Raw genomic sequence first — 23049 nt, 5'->3', positions numbered from 1 at the left:
GCTAGGCCTCGTCGGCCTCGCTCTCGTCCGTGAGCTGCCGCGCCCGCGCCTCGTGGCGCAGCGCCTCGGCGCCCTCGCCGACCGCGGCGGCGTGCGCCGCGGCGCGGGCGTACGCCGCCGCCGCCGCCCGGAGATCGCCGCCCCGGTCGTAGTGGTAGGCCAGGAGCGCCGCGCCCGCGTCGCCCGCGGCCCGCTGCTCGAGCCAATCGGCGACGAGGAGGTGGATCCGCCGCCGGACCTTGAGGCTCAACATCTCGTAGGCGACCTCGCACGTCGCCTGCTCCGTGAACACGTACTCGCGTTCGCCCGGGAACTGCGCCGGCGAGCGGAGCCGGATCAGCTGCCGCTCGCACAGGCGCGCGAGCAGCTCGGCCGTGGACGTGCCGCCCCCGTGGCGCACCGAGAACGGCGGATCGAGGTCCTGGAGCTCCGCGAGCAGGCGTTCGCTCGTCATCGGCGAGCGCCCCTGCGGCGCGTCGCTCCGGAGCCGCTCGATCGCGCCCTCCCAGAACGTCCTGCCGACGACGGCGGCCTGGGCGAGCACGCCGCGCGCATCCGCGTCCAGCCGGTCGAGGCGGGCCTGGACGACGCCCAGCACCGTCGGCGGCAGGCTCAGCGTGCCGAGCGCTTCCTCGCGGATGCGCCACACGTCCCCCTGCGCCTCGATGGCGCCGGCGTCCACGAGGAGCTGGAGCATCTCCTCCAGCGTGCGCGGGTTGCCCTCGGCGCGCTCGGCGAGCAGGCGCACGAGCTCGGGCGAGAGGTCGGGGACGCGGCGGAGCCGGTCCCGGATCATCTCCTCGGTGTGCCGCCGCGCGAGCGGGGCCGCGTCGAGGCGGAGGTACGCCTCCTTGCCCATCCCCCAGTCCGGGCGCCGCTCGTAGAGCTCGGGGCGCGCCGCGCAGACGACGCAGAGCGGGAGCCCGTCGGCGTGCGCCATGAGCTCCTCGAGCAGCTCGAGCGTGGCGTCGTCGGCCCACTGGAGATCGTCGCAGACGACCACCATCGACGTCCGCTCGAGCGCGAAGCCGACGATCTGCGCGAGCGCGAAGGAGATCCGGCGCCTCGCCGCAACGCCGCCGCGCGCCGCGGCGTCGACGATCCCGGCCGGCGCGGGCCGCGCGCCGAGGAGGACCGCCACCCGGGCGACGATGTCCTCCAGGTCGCTCGAGACCAGCGGCCTCGTCAGCGACGGGGAAGGATCGAGATCGTCCTCGTCGTACCGGGCCGAGCTGGGCGCCCTGCGCCCGCTCCGGGTGGAGCTGATCGGCCCCTTCAGGGGAACGGACGAGGTCCGGGTCGCGATCGGCGAGGCGCCCGCGAGCGCGGCGGCCCTGGTCCCGAAGCTGGCGGCCTCGCGCCCGACGCGGGCGCGCGCGGTGCGCAGCCGGAACCACCGCAGGCCGCGCCGCAGCTTGTGCAGGATGACCTCGGCGGGATCGGCCTCGAGGATCCCGAACCACCGGCGGACCACGGCGGCGGCGAGCCCGTAGCCCGTCTCCCCGGCGAGGGCCGAGCACTGCGCCGACAGCACGAACAGATCGCCGGGCGGCGCGAACGTGAAGCCCGGCGCGGATCCCGGCGCCGAAGCCCGCCCGGACGAGGGCGCGCTGGTCCCCGACCCGCCGTCGCCGAGGCCCGCGACGAGCTCGGCGAGCATGCGCGTCCGGCCCACGCCGGGCGCGCCGACCAGCGTGACGAGCCGCGGCCGCCGCTCGTGGAAGGCGGTCTCGATGAGGTCGCAGAGCCGCTGCATCTCCGCGCCGCGCCCGACGAAGCGCGTCGCGAGCCCGTGGAACTCGGCCGGCGCGAACGCGCGGCCAGCCGGGTCCTCGCCGAGCACGCGGTAGATCGGCAGCGCCGCGCCGCGCGACGGCGGCTCGGGCCCGGCCGCCGCCGCCCGGCCCGCGCTCGGCTCGAGCGGCTCGACGCGGAAGCGCCCGAGCACGAGGCGGTGGGTGTCGCGGCCGATCACGACGGAGCCGCGCGGCGCGAGCTGCTGGAGGCGGGCGGCGCCGTCCACGGCGTCGCCGATCACCGCGAGATCCTGGCGCGCCGAGCCGCCGGTGCCGACGAAGACCCGCCCCGTCGTGATCCCGATGCGCACCGAGACGCGGATCGATCGGGCCGCGCGCGGCAGCGCGAGGCGCTCGATCGCGGCCTGCGCCCCGAGCGCCGCGACGATCGCCCGCTCGGCGTCGTTGTCGGTCGAGCGAGGGACGCCGAAGACGGCCATCACGCGCCCGCCGATGGGCCGCTCGACGATCCCGTGCATCTGCTCGATGTGCTCGGCGAGCGCCCGGTAACAGCGGTCGACGACGTCCTTCACGTCCTCCGGGTCGAGCCGCCACGAGAGCCCGGTGGCCTCGGACAGATCGGCGAACAGGACGGTGCAGACCCGGTGCTCGCCGCCCTCGAACGGCACCATGGCGCGGCTCCGCATCGAGCCGCGCTCGGGGCCCAGCGAGCCGCGCTCGGGACCCAGCGAGCCGCGCTCCGGGCCCAGCGAGCCGCGCTCGGGGCCCAGCGAGCCGCGCTCCGGGCCCAGCGAGCCGCGCTCGGGGCTCATCGTCCCCCGCACGCCGCTGCTCTCCGGACCCCAGCGCGACGGCCTCGAGGGCGGCGGCGGCGGCAGCGACGGCGGCGGCACCGAGAGCGGCGGCGGCGGCGGCAGCGGCGGCACGTGCAGGGCGCGGAAGTCGAGCAGCCCGTCGTCGTCGAGCTCGTCGCCCTCGCCGCGCGCCGCGAGGGCGGGGCCGTCCGCGCCGAACGCGGGCGCGCGCAGGGTGTCGCGCGACACCTCGAACACGCTGGCGCGGTGCGCGGTCTCCAGGGCGGCCCACATCGCGCCGAGGCTGTGGAACCGCTGCGAGGGGCTGATCGCGAGCGCGCGGCCGACGACCGCCTCGACCTCGACGCTCGCGTTCACCCCGCGGCCGCGGAGGCTCGGCCGCACCGCCTCGTCGCTCGACGCCACGAAGAGCTGGATGACGTCGCCGCCCGAGAGCGCGGGCTGGCCGCTGGCGACCTCGATCAGGATGAGCGCCATCGCGTAGACGTCGGTCCACGGCCCGGTCGCGCCGAACCGCGGGCTGAACTGCTCCGGCGCGCCGTACTGCGGCGTGAACGCGCGGAACGTTCGTCCGGTCTGGACGAGCGCCTCGGCGAAGGTCGGCGTCTCGGAGAAGACCTTGGCGAGGCCGAAGTCGAGCACCTTCATGCGGTCGCCGGCGAGGAACAGGTTGGCCGGCTTCACGTCGCGGTGGGAGACGTTCTCGTCGTGGGCGACGGCGAGCGCGGAGGCGACCGGCGCGAGCAGCCGGATCGCCTCGCCGAGGCTCCTCGGCGGGAGGCTCTCGGCGCGGCGGCGCTTGAGGTCCTGCTCGAGGGTCTCGCCGTCGAGCCACTCCATGACGATGTACGGCGTCCACGGCCCCTTCGGCGCGGCGGCGGCGCCGATGTCGAGCGCCTGGACGATGCCCATGGTGCGGCGCGAGAGCTGGTGGAGCAGGCGCGCCTCCTCGCGGAACTTGGCGAGGAAGGCGTCCTGCTGGTCGGGGCTCAGGCCCGTCGGGATCTTGAGGCACTTGACCGCGATCGGCGCGTCGAAGCCGAGGTGCCTCCCCCGGTAGACGACGCCGAACGCTCCCTCGCCCGCCAGCGCCTCGACAGCGAACTGGCCGTCGATGATCGACCCTACCCAGCCGAACGGGTCGCTGGCCTGCACGTTACCTAGGCTACCTGTTGCGGCGAACCACGAGCAAGGAGGCAGCGGCGGGCGGAGGCGCGGGGAACCCGGGACGTGGAGGGCTCGGCGAGAGCGGCCCGCCGCGCGCGGCGGCTCCGGATCCGCCGCCGCCCGGCGCTTGGCGCGCCGCGTGATCCGCGGCGGCGACGCGGCCGAGGCGCCCCCGCGAGCCGCGCCGAACCGCGCAAATTGCGCGGCTCTGGCGCGGTTCTACCGGTTGCCAAGGGGTTGCTTCTGCACGATTCTACGCGCCATGCAGGGTTCGCTGAAGACCGCGCTGGTCACCGGGGCCGGCAAGCGGATCGGGCGGGCGATCGCGCTCGGCCTTGCGCGGGACGGCTGGGCCGTGGCCGTGCACTACCACCGGTCCGCCGCGGAGGCCGAGGCGGTCGTGGACGCGATCGCCGGCGCCGGCGGAAAGGCCGCGGCGGTGGCGGCCGACCTGCGCGCCGAGGCCGAGACGGCGAGCCTCGTCGAGCGGGCCGCCGGCGCCCTGGGCGCGCCGCTCGGGTGCCTGATCAACAACGCGTCGCTGTTCGAGTTCGACGCCGCGGAGACGGCGACGCGCGCGTCATGGGACGCGCACATGGAGGTGAACCTCAGGGCGCCTTTCGTGTTGTCCCAGGCCTTCGCGCGCCAGCTGCCCGAGGCCGCCCGCGGGGCCATCATCAACGTGATCGATCAGCGCGTCCTCAACCTCACCCCTCACTTCGTGTCGTACACGGTGAGCAAGTCGGGTCTCTGGACGCTGACGCGCACGCTGGCGATGGCCCTCGCTCCGCGGATCCGCGTGAACGGGATCGGCCCCGGCCCGGCGTTGCCCAGCGCCTACCAGGACCCGGATCAGTTCGCGCAGCAGGCGGCGCGGATGCCGCTCGGCCAGGGGACGACCCCGGAGGAGATCGCCGATGCCGTCCGGTTCCTGCTGAGCGCGCCCTCGATCACGGGGCAGATGCTCGCCCTGGACGGCGGCCAGCACCTCGGCTGGGCCCAGCCGTCCACGGACGAGCCGGTGCACGACTGACCGGCGCGCGTCTCTGCCCCTTCTTCGCGGAGTCCCGCGGGGACACCGGAGCCACTGTTATGGAGATATTCAAAGAGTTCCGATTCGAGGCGGCGCACCGGCTGCCGCACGTGCGCGAGGGCCACAAGTGCCAGCGCCTCCACGGCCACTCGTTCCGCGTCGAGCTCCACGCGGAGGGCAGCCTGCGCGAGCCCCAGGGCTGGGTGATGGACTTCGCCGACCTGACCGCGGCGTGGGAGCCGATCCATGCCCTGGTCGACCACCGTTACCTCAACGAGGTGCCGGGGCTGGAGAACCCGACGAGCGAGAACCTGGCGCGCTGGGTCTGGCAGAAGGTCAAGCCCACGCTGCCGGAGCTGTGCCGCGTCGTGGTCCGCGAGACGTGCACCTCGGGGTGCGTCTACTCCGGCGAGGGCTGACCCCGCGCGCGGGTGGGTCAGGTGGAGCGCGGCTCGGCCCCGCCCGCGCGGCCGGCCGGCGTCACCTGGGCACGACGGGCGTGAAGCAGCCGATCGACGTGTCGATGCGGAAGTTCGATTCGGTCGTGTGGCGCTCGGCGAAGAAGAAGTCGAGCGTGTAGGAGTTGCCGGGCGTGATGCCGAGCTCCTGCGCCTGCGCGTCGAGGTCGACGGTCGCGAGCTCGGGCCCGTGGACGCCTCCGAGATCGATGGCGAGCCGGCCGTTGATGTAGGTGAAGAGGTCGTCGTCGCCCCGGAAGGTGAACACCTCGCCGCCCTTGTATTCGAACTTCGTATGTAGCTCGAGCGTGAAGTGGTAGTTGTGGCGGCGCTCCTCGTTCCCGAACCCCTGGTCGTCGATCGGGAAGAAGTCGGAGCTGTCGTACGTGGACGTGCCGTCGCCGTTGCTCGTGAGCGGGATCGACACCTCAACGGCCATGTTCACGTCGGGCACGTCGCGGAACCACTGATCGAAGGCCTCCGGCCCGCTCGTGGTCCGCGTCCCCTCCGGGCCGCCCGCGTACACCGGCTTGCCGTCCTGGCCGAGCTGGACCTCCACGAGGCCACGATCCTCCGCGACGGTCTCCTCGAAATCGGGATGTGAGTCCTTGAAGTCGCGCACGATGGCGATGAGGTCGCTGCCGCACGCCTCATCGCCCAAGTCCGGGTCGTCCGTCCCTTCGAAGGGATCGTCGATGAAATCGCTGCCATCGGTGCTGCCATTGGTGCTGCCGTCGGTGCCGCCGCTCGGGCTGCCGTTCGGCGCCCCGGGCCCCGTCGTGTCGTTGCCGCTCGACCCACACGCGGTCGCCGCGAGGGCGACGATCGCCGATACCGCCATCATGGTCCGTCGATAAGCCATCATGTCTTGCCCCTTTTCCCGAGCGGTAGAAGCCGTCGAATCCGCATGGAACGATGTCGGAGACACCGCGTCGCCAGCTTCCGCCCCTGTGCGCGGGGGTGGGTGGAGCGGGTCAGTTTTTTTTCAACAAAGTGACCGACGTTCCGGCGGCAAAAATACCGCTGGCTCACCCATCCCCGGTGAGCTGCTCGTCGGAGGCTCCTGCGCTGGATCGCCGAGTGCCCTCGGCGCCAGCTCATCGCGCAGGAACGCCGAAGAAGTAGTACCCCTTACCCCCGAGCGGGAAGCGGTAGGTGCCGTACTCCCACGTGAACGCGTCGCCGAGCGGGGCGACCATCTCGCGCAGCTCGGCCTCCGAGTAGACGCGCAGCGTGCTCACGACGCCGTCCCACACGCTGGCCGCGACCGCGATCGGCGTCGCCCACGTGAGCCACGCCTTGGCGGCCCGGGAGCGGCGCGCGAGCAGCGGGTTCGCGAGCAGCGCCGCCGCGCCGACCGGGACCATCGGCAGGAAACCGAGCGGGTTCCGCTCGAAGCCCTCCGACAGGAAGATGCCCGAGGAGCCGCGCGCCGCGTCCGCGAGGATGGCGCGCGCGAGGTCGGGCGAGAAGTGGTGGAAGGCGTTGATCATCACGCGCGCCCGGCCCTCGGCGAGCGCCGGCGGGATGCGCGTCGCGTCCACCGGCGAGGGCTCGAACGAGACGAACGACGGGTGCCGCGCGGCGGCCTCGGCCCACGCCTCCGGCTGCGGCAGGAGATCGGTGAGCACGAACCGCGGCGGCGTCGCGCCCGCGCGCAGGAGCTCGCCGATGAGCACCTCCGACGGCCCCGCCGCGCCCGCGCCGAGCTCGATCACCTCGGTCGCCCCCGAGCCGGCGAGGAAGGCCCGGAAGGGCTCGATCAGCCCGCGCAGCATGCCGCCCCACCGGATCGCCCGGCTCAGCGACTCGATGATGAGCTCGCGCAGCGGGCCGGGAGACCACGGCGAGTCGTTCCACTCGAAGAGCGAGAGGCGAGGGAGGGAGGGGCCCATCGGTTTATTACCGTCGACCGCCTGCGGGGGCGGCGCCATCCTGAACGCATGAACTTCCTGCTTCATCGCCACCTCGCCGCGCGCGATCTCGGCTCCGCCGCCGCCGGCGCGGGGGCGATGCTCCCGGACCTCTGGCGCATGGCCGACCGCCGGGTGCGGCCCTCGCGCAGCGCCGAGCGCCCCGCCGCCGCGGCGCCGGGCGTCGCCGAGGTGCTGGCGGGCGTCGAGCACCACGTCGCCGTCGACCGCTGGTTCCACGCCGCCCCGGTCTTCGTGGAGGGCGAGCGCCGCCTCGCCGGGGCGCTGCGCGGGGCCGCGCTCGGCGCGCCGCGGCTCCCGCTCTTCGCCCACGTCCTCTGGGAGATGTGCCTCGACGGCGCCCTCCTCCGCCGCGCGGGCCTCGCCCCCGTGCTCGACGACCTGCGCGCCGGGCTCGCGGCCATCGACGGCGCGCCGAGCGAGGCCGCGGCCTCCCTGCACCACTTCGAGCGCGCGCCCTCCCCCGCCGGCGCGCTCGCCGACCGCCCCGCCTTCGAGGCGCGGCTCCGCCGGATCTGCGACGAGCTCGCCCGCGGCCCCTGGATCGCCGGCTACCAGGACGGCGCCGGCCTCGCGCTGCGCCTGTCGGGCGTGCGGTCGCGCTTCGGCCTCCCCCCGTTCACCCCCGAGCAGCACGCCCGCCTCGCCGCGTTGCTCGACGACCTGGCCGGAGCGGCCGACGAGGCGCTCGACGACCTCCTCCGCACCGCGCCGAAGCGCGGCTGACGGCGTTCCCCCTCCTCGCCGTTGATCCATGACGGCGCCCCGCGGCGGTCGCCCGCACAGGAGACGGGCCCAGATCGGCGTTTTCGGCGCGGAGGCGTACTCCTTTACGCCGAGCACCGAAAACGTCGAGATGGGCCCGTATCCGAAGCGGGCGACCGCCTCTCATTCGTGGACGATGATCGTGGTCCCCTCGCCCAGCTCCTCGCCCGTGTTGATGGCGTGCCATCCGGGCGGCACCTGGGGCTCGGTCCACAGGAACAGCCGGTGGGCGTCGATCGGGGCCAGGTTGATGCAGCCGTGGCTGCGCGGCGTGCCGAACACGTCGTGCCAGTACGCGGTGTGGAGCGCGTAGCCGCTCGCGAAGTACTGGATGTAGGGCACGTCCTTGAGGGCGTAGGTCCCCTCGCCGCGACGCCGGGTGACGCCGTACTCGCCGTCGCCCTTGCGGGGGACGGCCGGCTGGGCCGGCTGGCCGGCCGCGGGCTTCGCCGCGCCCGCCTTCGCCTTCGCCGCGCCCGGCTTCTTCGCGTCGCGCTCCTTCGACGAGCCGCCCTTGTCCGGCTTCGCGCCGCGGGAGGCCGAGGGCGCGTCGGCCGTGGTGTCCGCGCGGCCGCCGACGCTCGACGACTCGTTCGAGTCCATGGTCGCGGTGATGTGTTTGTTCCGGATCCGGAAGATGCCCCGCACCGTCGCGGTCGTGGTCTTGGGGTCGGCCACCCCCGCCTGGCCGGTCGAGACGAGCGTCGCGTAGACCGGGCGCTTGCCCTCCCAGAGCACGAGCGTCTGGTGCTGGATCGAGACCTCTATCCACTTCTCGCCCTTCTCGGCGACCTCGGGCCAGGAGGACGGGGCGACGGCGAGACCGACGTCGAGCTGGCTGACGTACCGCTGGTCCTTGGTGCGGTAGTACTTCACCCCCTCGATCCGGCGCATCCTGCCCGTCAGCGGGAGGACGGCACGGAACGGCAGCTCCTTGCCCGGCGTGGCCTTGTCGCCCTGGATCTGGACGTCGCGCGCGCTCCGGGCGCGGACGAAGGCGAGCGGCAGCGTGAGCTCGTCGTTGAGCTCCACCCCGTGCCAGGGAGAGCCCATGTCCGGCTTGATCTTCGTGGCCGGGGCGAGCCGGAGATCGGTCGTGATCGCGAACCGCCGGTTCAGCGACTCCGGTCCGGTCGGGAACGATCCGATCAGCGAGAGCCCCGTGAAGCGCCGCGCGCGATCGGCGAAGACCGCGTAGTCCGGGACCTTGAAGTCACTGATGTTGCGGATGTGGCGCTTTCCGCCCTCGAGCCAGAACGGGATCGGGTCGTTGTCGCCCTCGGCGCCGAGCAGGGCGCCCTCGCCGAGCTCGAGGGAGTTCTTCGCGAGGCCGAGCTCGCCGAGCTGCTTGCCCGGCAGCGGCACGCCGCGCCCGTCGATCGGCACGTCGTTCGCGCCGAGCACGACCCGCTGCACCGTCGCCTTGTTCTCCTCGAACCACTGGAGGTGCTCGTCGAGCTTGAACTCCGATTTGCGCTGCTCCTCGGCCGTGGGGACGCGCAGGTAGAGCGGCAGCACCGCGCGGACGAAGGCGTACCGGTACGGGAGCGCGGTCCTCAGGTTCGGCCCCGGGCCGGCCGCCTTGAGGATCGGGTCGTCGAGATCCAGCGTCGCGTCCTCGCCGACGCAGAGGAACCCGCGGGGCTCGATCGCGTACCAGCCCCCCGGGCAGCCGGCCGTGCCGGCGGGCTCCGCGGCGCGGGGCACCCGGGCGCCGACGCGCAGGTAGCCGAGCTTCTTCGAGGTGTCGCGCGGCTCCTTGTAGACGGTCGCCACGAAGGCGGTGACGCCGAGCAGCGGCCTGTCGGTCGGCGGCCACGCCGGCGCCGCCGGCTCCGCCTCCCCCGGGCCGGCCGCAGGCGCCGCGGTCGACGCGAGCGCCGCCGGCGCCGCCTCCCCCGCGTCGCCGGCGAGGGCCGCGGCCCCGGCGTCCCCGGCGACATCCGCGGGCTTCTTGCAGGCGGCGCACGCCGCCCCGGCCGCCGCCGCGAGCGCCGCGAGGCGCAGGAGACGCTCCACGCGCATCGAGCGCAGCGCACGACGAGGCTCCCCGGAAGACAGCAGGCCGCCCATGCGGGCGTACTTGCCAAAAACAGCGCGCGACGAAAAGCCCAAAACACCCGGCGGGACGGGCCGGGTCGGCCCGCGCGGCGCCCGCTCCGGGGGCGGCGCGCCGCCCGCCGCGGGCTCAGGCCAGGGCGACCGGGGGCGGCGCGCCGCCCGCCTCGGGCTCAGTCCAGGGCGCCCGGGGGCGGCGCGCCGCCCGCCTCGGGCTCAGGCCAGGAGCCCCGGGAGCGGCCCCGTGCAGTAGGCGGGGTTGCCGAAGGTCGACACGCCCACGCCCATCGCGTTGCAGAGCGCGACGAGCAGGTTGTTGTGGGGGTCGCCGCCGTAGCGCAGGTACCTCCCGGTCCGGAGCGCCCCGCCGGCGCCCCCGGCGATCACGTACGGCATGTCGCGCCGCGCGTGGGTCTGGCCCACGGCGACGTCGGTGCACCAGAGGACGATCGTGTTGTCGAGGAGCGTGCCCGTGCCCTCCTTCACGGCGTCGAGCTTCCCGAGCAGGTCGGCGAGCTGCGCCGCCTGCCACCGGCCGATGTCGATGAGCTGCCGCTGCTTCTCCTCGCTGTTCACGTCCGAGTGCGAGAGCGCGTGGTGCGTCTCCGACTGCCCGAGCCACGTGAACACCTTCCCCGCCTGCGTCGCGCTCCACTGGATGGACGCGACCCGGGTGAGATCGCAGGCGAGCGCCATCACGAGCAGATCGATCTGCGCCGCCCCGATCGCGGGGAAGTTGTCGTTCGTGTACACGTCGAGCCGCTCGCCGAGCGACGGGATCGCGCACGCGCCGCCGAGCAGGGCCGGCGCGTCGAGGCGCTTCTCGATCTGGTCTATCGCCTCGAGGTGGTGCTCGAGCTTCGCGCGATCCTCGCCCCCCAGCTCGCGCGCGAGGGCGCCGTAGTCCTCCATGACGTCGTGCAGCACGCGGCGACGCAGCACGCGCCGGCGCGCGAGCGCCTCCGGGTCGGCGCTGAGATCCAGGAAGAGGCGATCGAACGCGGCGCGCGGGTCGTCCTCGGGCGGGACCGGCTGGCCGGGGCCGAGGTACGAGAGGCGCGACGAGACGTTGGCGTACTGGACCTGGACGCCGAGCTCGAGCGACGGGAGCTTCGTGTGCTGACCGAGCTGCGCGGCGAGGAACTGATCGACGGAGATGCCGCCGCCCCAGCCGACCTTCGCGGAGGCGTTGCACGCGTACGGGAACAGGTCCCCTTCCTGCAGCTCCGTGCCGGTGAGCGCGTGGCCGATGCCCTGCTGGTGGGGGTCGCCCGGGCCGTGGTGGGCCGACTCCATGTCGATGCCCTCGAGCACGAGCAGCCTGTCCTTGAAGGGGGCGAGCGGGCCCAGGATCTCCCCGAGCTCGAACTCCGTCTCGGTCCCGGTGGGCAACCAGGCCTCCTTGACGGTGCCGAGGCCCGTGAAGAACACGACGAAGCGCTTCGGGAATTCGACGGCGCTCGCCGACCCGCTCATCGCGTCGAGGAACGGGAGCGCGACGGCGAGCCCGCCGGCGCCGCGCAGGAGCGCGCGGCGGCCGAGGCGTCGCCCCGACGGCCGGGACCGCGCGGCGCGGCTCACGGCGCGCTCCCTTCGCCCTGCTCGACCGGGGCCCGGCGGTAGCGGAACGCGTCCGTCTGGGTGAGGGCCACGAGCAGCTCCTTGATGTTGTAGCCGCTCTCCGCGAACGCCTCCTGGATCTGGGCCATGCTGCACTCGTCCTCCGCCTGCTCGGCGCGTCCGTACCCGAAGCGGAACCACTGCGTGGCGACGCAGCTCCGCACCTCGTCGCTCTGCGCGAGCTTGTGCGCGAGCTCCACCGCCCCGTCGAAGCGCCCGTCGGTCTCGGCGCTCCCGAGGATCTCGCCGCTCGCGTCCACCGGGGCGCCCTGGTCGACCTCGCGGTAGAGGCCGATGCCGTCGTAGCGCTCGAACCCGAAGCCGATCGGATCCATGAGCCGGTGGCAGCCGGCGCAGCCCGGGTTGTCCGCGTGCTGCTCGAACCCCCTGCGGGTCGGGATGCCCGGCTTCACCTCGGGGGGCCGGATCTCGATGTTGGCCGGCGGCGGCGGCAGCGTCTGGCAGAGCAGCCGCTCGCGGACGAACTTGCCGCGGTGGATCGGCGAGGACTGGTCCGGCTTCGCGTGCACCGCGAGCAGGCTCGCGTGGGTGAGGACGCCGGCGCGCTGCGCCGGATCGAGCGGGACGACCTCGAACGCGTCGGGCGCGCCCGCGCCGCCCGCCGGGGCCCCGAGCCCGTAGAACGCGCGGAGCTCGGCGTTCATGAGGGAGTAGGGCGCCGACAGGAGCGTGGCGACGTCGCCGGCGTCGTCCTCGAACACGACGTGATCGAGGAACGCCTCGGTCTCGGCGCGGAGGAGCGATCCGATCCCCTCGCGGAAGCTCGGGTACACGGCCGGATCCTTGTTGAGCGTGTCGATGTGCGTCAGCCCGAGCCACTGCGCGTGGAAGTCCGCGACCGCCGCGCGCGCCCGCGGGTCCTCGAGCAGGCGCCGCGCCTGGGCGGCGATCTGCTCCGGGGTGTGGAGCTCGCCCGAGTCGGCGGCGGCGAACAGCGCGTCGTCGGGCATCGAGCTCCAGAGCAGGTACGAGAGCCGCGAGGCGATCTCGTGGTCGGAGAGCGGCGCCACGCCGCGCGCGTCCGGGTCCGGCATGCCGTGCTCGACGCGGTAGAGGAAGTGCGGCGACTGGAGCATCGCCTGGATCACGACCGAGACGCCGGTCGAGAGATCGTGCTCGTCGTTGCCCCACGCGAAGAGCCGCGCGAACCGCTCGACCTCCGCCGGCGTGAGGGGCCGGCGGAACGCGCGCTTGCCGAGGCGCTCGATGAGCTCGGCCGCGCACACGTCGGCCCCCTGCATCGCGGGGTCGCAGCCCTCGAAGAGCCGATCGAGATCCCGCGCGGCCCGCTCCGCGACCTCCTCCGACGCCTTCATGAGCTGCTCGGCGAGCAGCTGCGTGACGCCGAGCGCCGCGGCCTGGTTGTTGAAGCCGAGCGCCTCCTCCTCCGTCACGAAGGCGTCGGCCGGCGCGCTGTCGTCCCCGAGCAGGTCCCGGACCGTGTTGTTGTACTCGAACCGCGTCATCCGCCGGAGCGGGGAGGCCCCCGGCTGGATCACCGCGCAGCGCGGGTCCTCGCGGCCCGTCCGCGCCGCCCCGTCGGGTTTGCACGCACACACCGCCACCCCGAGCACCAGCGCGATCGTCATGACTCCGCCCGGGCCGCGCTTCGCCGTCGGGGTTCGTCCTGCTGCGTGCTCCATTCTCCCTCTGCTTTCCTAACCGGTTCTCCCGATCTCCTGCGGGGGATTTCTCCCCCGGCGCGGCCGCGACGGGCGAGGTCGTATCCTGTGTTCCGAACCACGGCCCCCGCGCAAGCTCGTTCGATTGAGATGTAGAGTCGTAGCGTCACTGCTCGTCTCGGGAAAGATCGCTCCCCCCTCGCAAGACCCTGGATTCTGGCGTGCCGTCGACTGTAGGCTCCGCGCGTGCAAGCTTCGTTTCTTGATGCCGCGGCGAAGCCGACGTCGCGCAAGCCGCCCCGTGTCGCAGCGCTGTCCTGTTCCTTGAGCCTCTGCGGGAGGCTCCTGCTCGGCCTCGCCGCCGCGACGGCCGCGACGTTCGCGCTCTCGCCGCCCGCCTACGCTGCCCCCAAGGGCTCGAAGTCGATCGCGGTCCACATCGAGGGCCCGAACGCCGAGGCGATCCGCGAAGACATCCTCTCGTTCGTCCCGGAGACGCTGGAGGTCGTGAGCCCCGAGGCGTTCTCGAAGGCGCTGCGCGGCGCCGGACAGACCAAGCCCGCCGGGGACACGCTGGTGAACAAGGCCCAGCGGAAGAAGCTCGTCGACCGCCTCCGCAAGGCGGCCAAGGCGGCCAAGGTCGAGGGCGTGATCTTCGGCGTGTCGCGGACGAACAAGAAGAAGAAGAAAGAGGTCCACCTCATCTACGTCGACCAGAACGCCGGCGATCTCGCGGTGGACGAAGCGGTGCCGACGGCCGGCGGGCGCGACGATCGCAAGAAGGCGCTGGAAGGGCTGCTCGGCCCGAAGCTGGCCGAGATCGCGCCGCCGCCCCCGGAAGAGGAGAAGAAGTCGAAGGGCGGCGACGAGGGAGATGGAGAGGGCGACGCCGAGGGAGACGGCGGCGACGGGGAAGACGCCGACAAGGAAGGCGGCGACGAGAAGGACGACGGCGACAAGGGGAAGGGCGGCAAGCGCAAGCCTCACGAGATCGCCTCGGCGCTCTTCTCGGTCGAGCTCGGCGTCGAGTTCGTCGGCCGCTGGTTCGACTACTCCGATCCGGTCACCCTGAACCTCCGGCCCTACAACGTCTTCGGCCAGCCCGCGCTGTCGATCTCCGGCGAGATCTACCCGCTCGCGTCGACGGACATCCCGGTGCTCAAGGGCCTCGGGCTCACCGCCGGGTACACGCTCGCGCTCGGCCTCAACTCGGCGGTGGAGGGCTCCGACCCGATCCCCACCACCTACCAGCGCATCAACGTGGGGCTCCGCGAGCGGATCGCGCTCGGCGAGAAGTCCGTGCTCGGGATCTCCGCCGGGCTCCGGCTCCTGACGTTCAACATCGACGCGGACGGCGGCCTCGCCAGCACGGTGCCGAACGTCTCGTACACGCTGATCCGGGGCGGCCTCGACGCGCGGGTGCCGGCCGGCCCGGTCGCGCTGGCCTTCGGCGCCGACTACCTCATGCCGCTCTCGTCGGGCGACGTGTACGACCGGTTCGAGGGGGCGAGCGTGCAGGGCATCGGCGCGACGGCCGGCGTCATCGTCCCCATCGCGAGCGGCATCGAGGGGCGGCTGATCCTCGACTACGCCCGGTTCTTCTCTTCGTTCTCCCCCGCGGTCGGCGACGAGTACGTCGCCGGCGGAGCCACTGATCAGTACCTGGGGATCCGGCTCGCTGGAGCTTACGTCCACTGAGCTGCTGCTGAGAGAGAGGTTGTACTTATGACGTGGAGCACTTCCCTTCGCGGGCGCCATGCGCTCGTCGCCCTCGCCGTCACGACCGGCGCCGCGTTGCTCATCAGCTGCGCGGGGACGCTGGACGATATCGAGAAGTACCGCGACGGCGACAGCAGCGACGGCTCGGGCGGCAGCCCGTCTGGCGGGGGCACACCCGCCGCGACCACCGGCGGCACCCCCACCGCGACCACCGGCGGGGACGCCGCGTCCACCGGCGGGGATGCCGCGTCCACCGGCGGGGACGCCGCGTCCACCACGGCGAGCGCGAGCAGCGGCGGCGTGGAGGAGACGTGCCCCCCCAGCGTCCCGGCGTTCCTCACGGAGTCATGCGCTCAGGGCGGCTGTCACGACGCGAGCACCGCGATAGCCGGCCTCGCGATGGAGACGGGCTGGGAGACCATGGTCGTCAACCGGGGGACCCAGGGCTGCAACGGCGCGCAGCTGCTCGTGCCGGGCAACCCGGACGCCAGCGCGATCTACACGAAGCTCCTGGCGACTCCCCCTGCCCAGTGCGGCGAGCGGATGCCGCGGGGTCAGATGCCGCTCAGCGACGCGGACATCGCGTGCGTGCGCGAGTGGATCATGTCGCTGTAGCCCCGCGAGCAGCGAGGGCCCGGCGCGCCTCCCGCGCCGCGCGCCCTCGCTGGCCCTGTCCGTCCCCAGCCCCGACGCTCGTGGACCGCGCGGCGGTCACCCGCTAGGCTCGCCGCGATGCTGCGCCGGCGTTCGTTCTGGATCGCCGCGGCCGCCGTCGCCTACACGGCCTTCGCGGCGCTCCGCGCGTCGGGCGGCCACGGGCCTGCCTGGCTCGCGCTGCTCGGGCTGCCGGCCCTCCTGTCGCTCGGGTTCCGGTGGGTCGAGCGGCCGCCGCGAGGCGAGGACCGGATCGAGCCGGCCGCCCGCAGCGCGGCCGCGGTCTGCCTCACCGGCGCCGCGATGCTCGCCGCCGCGCGCAGCGGCCCCCGCGGGCTCGCGCTGATCGCGCTCGGCAACCTCGGCGCCGCGGCGGCGTCCATGGCCGCGCTGGTCGGGCTCGCGCGCATCGCCGGCCTCGGCGGCCTGCTCGAGCCGCCGCCGAGCACGCGGCGCCTCGACGCGGCCGCGTTCGCCTCGCTCTTCTGGACCGTGGCCGTCGCCCTGCCGGCGATCTCCGCGGTGGCGCCCGCGCGCACCGCGGAGCTCGATCCGCTGCTCGTCGACTACGCGACCTCCGCCGCGTCGCTCGGCTCGCTCACGGTGACGCTCGTGGCGATCGCGCGCGTGCGCATCGCGCGGCGGCTCGAGCTCGGCGTCGCCGATCGCGTCGAGGCCGCGCTGCTGCTCTCCGCTACTGCGCTCGCGGTCGGCGTCTCCGCGGCGTTCGTGGGCGTCGCGCCGCCGGAGTCGATCCTGCCCGTCACGAGCGCCGCCGCGGCGGTCTGCGTCGCGTTCTGCACCGTGGCGGCCGACGCGGCGCACGTCTCGCGCGCGCTCCGCCTCACGCTCGCGATCGCCGCGCTCGCGACCCCGCCGGCGCTGCTCGCGGTGTACGTGGTGCACGGGGCGCCGCGCGGCGACCTCGGGCTGCGCGGCGCGCCGCAGTCCTCCGTGGGCGTGGCGGTGTTCAGCGCGTGCGCGCTCTGCGCGATCGCGGGGCTCGCGGCGCCGGCGCTCGCGCGGCGGTTCGCGCCGGAGGGGGCGCGCTGGCTCGGCGCCTTCGACGCCGCGACGCGCGCGGCCATGAACCCGGAGCCGGAGGCCGCGCTGGAGACCGCGCTCGCGGCCCTGCGCGAGGCGTCGGACGCGGGCGCCGCGGGGCAGGCCCCGCCGGCGCTCTACCTGCTCTCGCCGCCCGAGCGCGTGACCGTCGATCGCGCCGGGTACGCGCACACCGAGGCGGCGGCGGTGCCGGCGCGCCTGATCGAGCTTTGCCAGGCCGAGCCGGAGCGCGTCCTGCGGGTCGAGGCCGCCGAGGCGGTCGAGGTCCGGCGGCCGGAGGTGCGCCCGCTGCTCAACTGGCTGGGCGAGCGCGACATCGGCGTGGTGGCCCTGGTGAACGACGCGGAAGGGCCGATCGGGGCCCTCGCGATCCCGCGGGGCCGGCGCGCGGCGCCGATGACGCTCGAGGAGGTGAGCGGCCTGCGCGCGGTCGCCGACCGGCTCGGCGCGGTGATCGCGGTGTCGGCGATGCTGTCGGGCTCGCGCGGGCGGGAGGTGGCCGCCCGCCGCGAGGCCGAGGAGCGCGCGCGGGAGATCGACCGGCTGGATCGCGCGCTGGCGCTGAGCGCGGGGCGGTTCCGCGCGATCGCGGCGCTGCTCTCGCGGCCGGCGCGGGCGGCGGCGTACAGCCCGGCGGCGCGGGCGGCGCTCGAGGAGCTGGAGCGGCTCGGCGCCGCCGGCGGGCCGGTGACGCTCTTGACGTCGCCCGGGATCGACGCGGTGGCGTGGGGCGCGGTCGTCCACCTGGCGTCACCCCTCGCGCGCGCGGGGGGCCCGCTGGCCATCGTCGACGGCGCGGCGCCCGTCCCTGAGGCGTTTGCGCGGCCGTTCGCGCAGGCCCGCGGCGCCTCGGCGGCACGCGAGGACGCGGCGGGGCGCCCGGGCGCCGACGAGGCGCCGCCCGCGCTGGCGGTGTGGCGCGATCCGGACAGCTCGCCGATCGAGGCGGCGAAGGGGGGCACGCTGCTCGTGCTCGACGCCCAGGCGCTGCCGGCCGAGGTCCAGAGCTACCTCGCCGCGGCGCTGCCGGACGACGTGGGCCTCGTCGTGGCCGTGCCGCAGCCCCCCGCGGCGCTGGCCCAGGCCGGCCAGATGAACGAGCGGCTCGCCGATCGGCTCGGCGATCGGGCGGTCGTGCTGCCCCCGCTCTCGTCGCGCGCCGAGGACCTGCGGGCGCTCGCGCTGGACCACCTCGCGCGCATCGGCGTGCGCCTGCGCGGGCGGCCGTTCGGCCTCGACCTGCGCGCCCTGCAGGCGGTCCTCGACCACCCGTGGCCGGGCAACGACGCCGAGATGGGCGCGGTGCTGCTCCGCGCGGCGCTCGTGGCCGAGGGCGACGTGATCGGCGAGAAGGAGCTCGCGGCGATCGGGTTCAGCCCGCAGCCGGCGCCGCCGGGGCAGGCCGAGATGGGGCGGAGCGCGGCGCGACGGGCGCGGCGGCGGCGCGCGGAGAAGGCCGGGTAAGCAACGAGGGAGTTCCGAGCGGGACGCGCCGGCGGGTGGGGCCGCGCGGCGGGGGCGGGCGGGCGCTGGCCATCCGGCAAGACTGGGGGCGTGGGAGCTTGCGCTGAGGACACCGCCCGGCATGTCTCCCTTCGGGCCTTGATGACTGAGACGTTTCGTTGCGCGCCACACGAGGCGCGCCTGGGACCTCGAGCCCGCTGGGACCTTATGGCACCTCGGTCGGCGCTCGGCGCGCCCGCCCGCCCCCGCCGCGCGGCCCCACCCGCCGGCGCTCACGCCACGCGGGCTGGCAAGACGGCGTCGCGTCGCCGATGAGCCCGGGCTGGTCCGGCCCGCCGCCGACTCGTCACGCCCGGGGGGGGACCGCCCTCAGTGGAACCGGTAGCCGAGGCTCACCGGGGCCGCAATCACGAAGCCGTCGAGCCCCTTCATGAACGTCGGCGAGGCGTTCAAGAGGAGCGCGCCCGACGTCCAGCTCGAGCTCGGCCAGTCCGCGATCACGAGCGACAGGTCGACGCTCCCGCCGAACGCGAGCGTCTGGAGCAGCGCGGTCTCGGGGAGGCTGCCCTCGCGCGCGGTGACGTCGACCTCGCTCCGGCCATAGTTGATGTCGACCAGATCGGAGGGGATCTCTCCCTTGATGCCCGTGACCTTCGCGTTCTGGGCCACCGCGGCGACGAGCCCCGAGAGGCCTACCCACAAAGGACCGAAGCGCATCGAGCCGGAGGGACCGCCGGCGACGAGGTACCCACCGCCGAACCGGTAGCCACCGAGCGCCCGGACGCCGAGGTGCACCTCCTCGGAGAGCGCGAGCCCGAAGAACACGTGACCGCCGGCGAACGGTCCGATCGCCGGCTCGAAGCCCGCGTGGCAGACGTCCTCGTTGCAGGGCGCGATGAGCTCTCCGCCCCCCGGGACGTTGTAGCTGTACGAGTACGAGCTCAGATTCCCCAGGGTGCCGGCGTCAACCAGCCCGACCAGCAAGCCGCCGGACACGCCGACGTCGAGCACGTAGCGGTTGGAATGGCGCGGCGAGGCGTCCGGCGCCGCCTCGGGCTCCTCGGCCGCGGGCGGCGCGTCCTCCTCCGGCGCGGCCGCGGTCTTCGCCGTCCCCGCCCCGGCCTTGCCGGTCGCTGCCTCCGCCTTCCCTGCCCCCGCTCCGGCCTTCCCGGGCGCCGCCCCGGCCTTCCCCGCCTCGGCCTTTCCAGGCGCCGCCCCGGCCTTGCCGGTCGCTGCCTCCGCCTTCCCTGCCCCCGCTCCGGCCTTCCCGGGCGCCGCCGCCGCGGGCGCCGCCGGGTCCTTCGCGGGCGCCGCGGGCGGCGCTGCCGCGGGCGCCTCCGCCACCTTCTCGGGCCCCGGCGCGGCCGAGGGATCCTTGGCGAGCACCGGAACCGCCACGGACTTCCGCTCGCCCCGCTTGATCGTCACCGTGAGCTCCCACGCCTTCCTGCCCGGGGCGCTCGCGCTCACCTTGTGCTGGCCAGGGTCGACCGGCCTCGCCTGGCCCCAGGCCGACCTGTCGACCGGCGCCCCGTCGAGCATCACCTCGAGCCCCTCGACGGCAGCCGCCCGCGGCACGTTGAGCGTGAGCCGCGGGACCCGCAGCTCGATCCGCGCTCCCCTCGCCTTCGCGTCGGCCTCGAGGCGCTTGTTCCCCTCCTTGCGCGCCGCGGCCCCGAGGTCGATGTACTCGGACCAAGCGGTCGCGAGCTTCCCCTGCTTCTCGTGGCAGCTCGCGACCTGGAGGAGCGTGGCCGACCTCGGGCTCAGCCGGTAGCTCTCCTCGAGCTTCGGGCAGGCCTCCGCGAGGTTGCCCTTCTTCATGAGCTTCTTGCCCTCGTCGAGCAGCGTCTCCGCCTGGGCGAAGGAGACCCGCGGGACCACCGCCAGCGCGAGCGCGAGGGCGCAGGCCGCGGCGCGCGCCCACGTACGCCGCAGGCAACCCCCCGTCCGCAACGAGCGAGCGCCGGTGCGCCGGACACGGCAGGACATGGGGGGAGAGTTCTCGGTGCGCTTTTCGTCGTGGCGGTTCAACGGGGTTCGCCTGGAGCGATGCTCTGCAAGGAAGTCGACGGCACGGGGAGCTAGGACGGAAAGGTCCACGCGGGGGCCGGAGCGTATCACGCCGCGTTTGCGCCGATCAAAGCTGCGCGGCGCGCGGCGCGCCCGCGGCGGTCACGCGGCGACCACGCCATGACCACGCGGCGGCTCCGCGGCAACCGTGCGGTGATCACGCGCCGATCCCGCGGCAGCAACGCGCCGATCCCGCGGATCACGCCGCCCCGGAGCGCTCGTCGAGCAGCTTGATGCCCGCGGCGACCTCGCTGGCGAACGACTCGGCGAGCGCCCTCGCCTGGCCGAACCGGAGCGGGACCTCCCTCGCGGCGCGGGCGAGCGCCGCGACCGCGAGGTCGTGCGGCTGGCGCAAGAGGGCGCGGTAGGCGAGGCTCCGGCCGGGGACGGTGGCCACGATCGCGAGCGTCGAGGCCGACCACGCGAACGGCGGGCCCTTGCGGGTGGCGGTCGCGAGGTCCGTGAGCGGCGTGCGCGTCAGCCAGAGGGCGAGCGCGTCGGCGTAGTCCGGCGCGGCGAGCCCCGGGATGCCCTGCGCCATCTCGGCGAGGCCGACGCGCCGCGTGCTCACGGTCACGTTGCGCAGCTGCCGCCACCGGAGCAGCCGCGCCGGCGGGGGCTGTCCGCGGAAGCTCGCGTTGCCCGTCCACCAGGCGACCTGCGCGTCGGTGCGGAAACAGTCGAGCACGCGCGCGAAGGTCGCGTGCCGCGAGAGCGCGGTCGCCACGTCCGGCGGCGCCGGCACGAGCTCGCAGAGATCGCGCACGCTCGCGAGCAGGCGGGGATAACGGCTGCGCGTCAGGGGGCCGGCGAGCTCGTGGTTCGTGAGCTGCAGCATGTCGTTCAGCGCGCAGAGCAGCGCCCAGTCCGCGGACGCGAGCTCCGGCAGCGTGTCGATCGGGGCGATCAGCCGCGCCACGCGCACGCGCGCGAGCTCGACGCGGGCGCCGAGGTCGCGATCGATCGCGGGCGCGCCGTCGCCGAGCAGGAGCGCGAGCCGGACCCCGAAGGGGCGCACCGGGTGGAGCGGCCCGCCGAGGACGAGCGGCGCGAGCACGTTCGCCGAGAGCTCGGCGAGGCGCTCGGCGATCGCCTCGGGCCGCGCCGTCATGGCCGGCCGGCGCCCGGCGGGAGGGCCTTCGGCTCGGCGGGCGCGTCGGAGGGGGCCAGATCGCGCAGGGGGCGGATGCCGACGCCGCCGAGCACGACCTCGGGGAGCTCGGTCGCCAGCGCCGCCGTGAGGCCCGTGGACCGCGCCGCGACCGGCGACCATTGCTGCGCCTCGAGCAGCGCCGTCTCGAGCGAGACGAACGCGTCCTCGGGCACGCCGACCGCCCGGCCGTCGCGCCCGATGAACAGCGCCTGCCCGGCGGGGGCGCCCAGCGCGCGGAAGAGCACGCCGGGCGCGACCGCGGGCACCGCGTCGTACCCCGCGGGGATGTAGAGGCCAGGGTGGACCTCACGGAAGAACTCGCCGACCGGGATGCCCTCGATGCCCGTCGGGTGCCGGAGGAACGCGCCCGCCGCGGTGAAGGCGATGTGGGCGCGGCGCAGGGTCTCGGGGCCGAGCGCGTACGCGACGTGCCGGAGGAGCTGCATCTCTTCAGGCCGGATCCACGAGGCCGTGACCGAGCGCCACGGCTCGGAGCTCGGGACGAGGCGGAGCTGCAGCACGACCGACTCGGGGCGCAGCGCATCCGGCGTCGCCCTGGCCACGAGAGGCTCGCGGCCGAGCTCGACCCGGGCGAACGCGGAGACGTCCCCCATCGCCGGCAGCTTCGGGATCTCCAGCGCCTCGCGGCTACGGCCGCGGAAAAGCACGAGGCCCGCCTCGTTGAACACCGGGCACGCGCGGAGGTTCACCGGGTGCCGGAACCCCACCTCCACCGCGGCGCCCGGCGCGACCGGGACGAAGTACCCGAGGCCGGGCGTGCTCGTGAGCAGCGGGACCATCCGGTCGGGCACCGCCGGCACGCGGAAGAGGTACCGGAGCACCGGCGCGTCATCGAAGCTCGACTCCGGCGGCCACTCGCACAGGCCCACCTCGGCCTCGACGCTGCTCCGGGAGAGATACCGGATCAGCGCGGGGCCGAGCCCCGACTCCGCCAGGAGCCACCGCGGCCCCGGCTCGCGCCCCGCGGACGGATCGAGGTGCGGCTCCAGGCGGAGGAGCAGCGCGCGCACGTCGAGGCGCCGCTCGACCTCGTACGTCTGCGAGAACGCGTTGTGGTAGAGCGAGAGCGCCGCGTCGCTCGGCAGGATCTGCGGGACGTCGTACCCGAACGGCGCCGCGGCGTCGCGGTACTGGACGAAATGGCGGCTCGTGCCCGTGAAGCAGTAGCCGCCGGCGAGCCGGGCGACCTCGGCCACCCGGTCGAGCCGATCGCTGCTCTCCGCCGCGAACAGGAGCGTCACCTCCCGCGCGCCGAGCTTCGAGCGCACGATCTCGACGACGAGCGAGCGGAGGATGTCGGCCAGCGATCCCTGCCGCGTGTAGAGCGCCAGGAAGGCGACGAGCCGGTCGATCGAGGGCAGCAGGACGAGGCCCTTGGCCCCGAGCGCGACGCCCTTGGCATCGAGCCCGAGGCCAGGCGTGCGCAGCCGGGTCTGATGAACGGCGACGCGATCGAGCAACGAGAGGCGACCGTAAGAGGAGCCGCTGGATCCGTCAAGAGACGCCCGGCGCGCGTGTTCGACCGGGACTTCGACGGCAGCTCCGGCCGGGCGCGCGGCACGACGGCGGCGCCGGCCGCAATGCAGAGATGCAGAGGCGCCGGTCGAAGCGGCCCGGCTGGCGCGTTCGACGTGGCCTGCGGCGCGACGG

Annotated in this window: 15 protein-coding genes; 6 read left to right on the top strand and 9 right to left on the bottom strand. The window is 74.6% G+C overall.

Annotated features, from left to right (window positions below):
- Nucleotide 1: 1 nt before the first annotated feature.
- Nucleotides 2-3727: a protein kinase domain-containing protein gene (locus WMF43_RS16245; protein ID WP_437681284.1), complete on the bottom strand. Its 3726-nt coding sequence runs from the start codon at nucleotides 3725-3727 to the stop codon at nucleotides 2-4.
- A gap of 274 nt (nucleotides 3728-4001) precedes the next feature.
- Here WMF43_RS16245 and WMF43_RS16240 point away from each other — a divergent pair, with 274 nt between their 5' ends.
- Together WMF43_RS16240 and queD are read left to right on the top strand one after the other, a co-directional pair.
- Entirely contained in the window at nucleotides 4002-4772 is a 771-nt protein-coding gene (locus WMF43_RS16240; protein WP_437681283.1) for an SDR family oxidoreductase, read from the top strand.
- A 59-nt stretch (nucleotides 4773-4831) separates the two neighbouring features.
- Nucleotides 4832-5191: a 6-carboxytetrahydropterin synthase QueD gene (gene queD, locus WMF43_RS16235; RefSeq protein WP_437681282.1), complete on the top strand. Its 360-nt coding sequence runs from the start codon at nucleotides 4832-4834 to the stop codon at nucleotides 5189-5191.
- 61 nt (nucleotides 5192-5252) lie between these two features.
- Here queD and WMF43_RS16230 read toward each other — a convergent pair whose 3' ends face one another.
- Entirely contained in the window at nucleotides 5253-6095 is an 843-nt protein-coding gene (locus WMF43_RS16230) for a fibro-slime domain-containing protein (RefSeq protein ID WP_437681281.1), read from the bottom strand.
- Nucleotides 6096-6327: 232 nt separating this feature from the next.
- Complete coding sequence (locus tag WMF43_RS16225) at nucleotides 6328-7191, bottom strand: hypothetical protein (protein ID WP_437681280.1); 864 nt, start codon at nucleotides 7189-7191, stop codon at nucleotides 6328-6330.
- Here WMF43_RS16225 and WMF43_RS16220 point away from each other — a divergent pair.
- Nucleotides 7174-7890, top strand: coding sequence for a hypothetical protein (locus tag WMF43_RS16220; RefSeq protein WP_437681279.1), 717 nt, complete (start codon nucleotides 7174-7176; stop codon nucleotides 7888-7890). The two genes, WMF43_RS16225 and WMF43_RS16220, sit on opposite strands and share 18 nt — an antisense overlap.
- Before the next feature lie 162 nt (nucleotides 7891-8052).
- On the opposite strand, the gene WMF43_RS16215 is transcribed toward WMF43_RS16220, so the two are convergent.
- From WMF43_RS16215 to WMF43_RS16205, 3 genes are all read right to left on the bottom strand, one after another.
- Complete coding sequence (locus tag WMF43_RS16215; RefSeq protein WP_437681278.1) at nucleotides 8053-9954, bottom strand: L,D-transpeptidase; 1902 nt, start codon at nucleotides 9952-9954, stop codon at nucleotides 8053-8055.
- A 249-nt stretch (nucleotides 9955-10203) separates the two neighbouring features.
- Entirely contained in the window at nucleotides 10204-11568 is a 1365-nt protein-coding gene (locus WMF43_RS16210) for a DUF1552 domain-containing protein (RefSeq protein WP_437681277.1), read from the bottom strand.
- A complete protein-coding gene (locus WMF43_RS16205) occupies nucleotides 11565-13217 on the bottom strand; it encodes a DUF1592 domain-containing protein (RefSeq protein WP_437681276.1) in 1653 nt (550 codons plus the stop codon). Before WMF43_RS16205 ends, WMF43_RS16210 begins: the two co-directional genes overlap by 4 nt.
- 279 nt (nucleotides 13218-13496) lie before the next feature.
- Here WMF43_RS16205 and WMF43_RS16200 point away from each other — a divergent pair, with 279 nt between their 5' ends.
- The 3 genes from WMF43_RS16200 (at nucleotide 13497) to WMF43_RS16190 (ending at nucleotide 18152) form a co-directional block, all read left to right on the top strand.
- Nucleotides 13497-14948 (top strand): hypothetical protein, encoded by a 1452-nt coding sequence (locus tag WMF43_RS16200; RefSeq protein WP_437681275.1) that lies wholly within the window; start codon nucleotides 13497-13499, stop codon nucleotides 14946-14948.
- A gap of 27 nt (nucleotides 14949-14975) precedes the next feature.
- Nucleotides 14976-15584 carry a hypothetical protein gene (locus WMF43_RS16195; RefSeq protein WP_437681274.1) on the top strand — a complete coding sequence of 203 codons (609 nt, stop codon included), beginning with the start codon at nucleotides 14976-14978 and terminating at the stop codon, nucleotides 15582-15584.
- 117 nt (nucleotides 15585-15701) lie between these two features.
- Nucleotides 15702-18152, top strand: coding sequence for a hypothetical protein (locus WMF43_RS16190; RefSeq protein ID WP_437681273.1), 2451 nt, complete (start codon nucleotides 15702-15704; stop codon nucleotides 18150-18152).
- Between the two features lie 369 nt (nucleotides 18153-18521).
- Here the strand turns inward: WMF43_RS16190 and WMF43_RS16185 are convergent, their stop codons facing one another.
- The 3 genes from WMF43_RS16185 to WMF43_RS16175 form a co-directional block, all read right to left on the bottom strand.
- Nucleotides 18522-20144 carry a hypothetical protein gene (locus tag WMF43_RS16185; RefSeq protein ID WP_437681272.1) on the bottom strand — a complete coding sequence of 541 codons (1623 nt, stop codon included), beginning with the start codon at nucleotides 20142-20144 and terminating at the stop codon, nucleotides 18522-18524.
- 280 nt (nucleotides 20145-20424) lie between these two features.
- Nucleotides 20425-21336, bottom strand: a complete 912-nt coding sequence (locus WMF43_RS16180) for a hypothetical protein (RefSeq protein WP_437681271.1) — start codon at nucleotides 21334-21336, stop codon at nucleotides 20425-20427.
- Nucleotides 21333-22859 carry a hypothetical protein gene (locus WMF43_RS16175; RefSeq protein WP_437681270.1) on the bottom strand — a complete coding sequence of 509 codons (1527 nt, stop codon included), beginning with the start codon at nucleotides 22857-22859 and terminating at the stop codon, nucleotides 21333-21335. The genes WMF43_RS16180 and WMF43_RS16175 overlap by 4 nt, the downstream gene beginning before the upstream one ends.
- Between the last annotated feature and the right edge of the window lie 190 nt (nucleotides 22860-23049).

Source organism: Sorangium sp. So ce131, assembly GCF_051519095.1.
Lineage (GTDB): Bacteria > Myxococcota_A > Polyangia > Polyangiales > Polyangiaceae > Sorangium.
The sequence above is the reverse complement of the archived record's forward strand: the minus strand, read 5'-3'. Positions and strand labels throughout refer to the sequence as shown.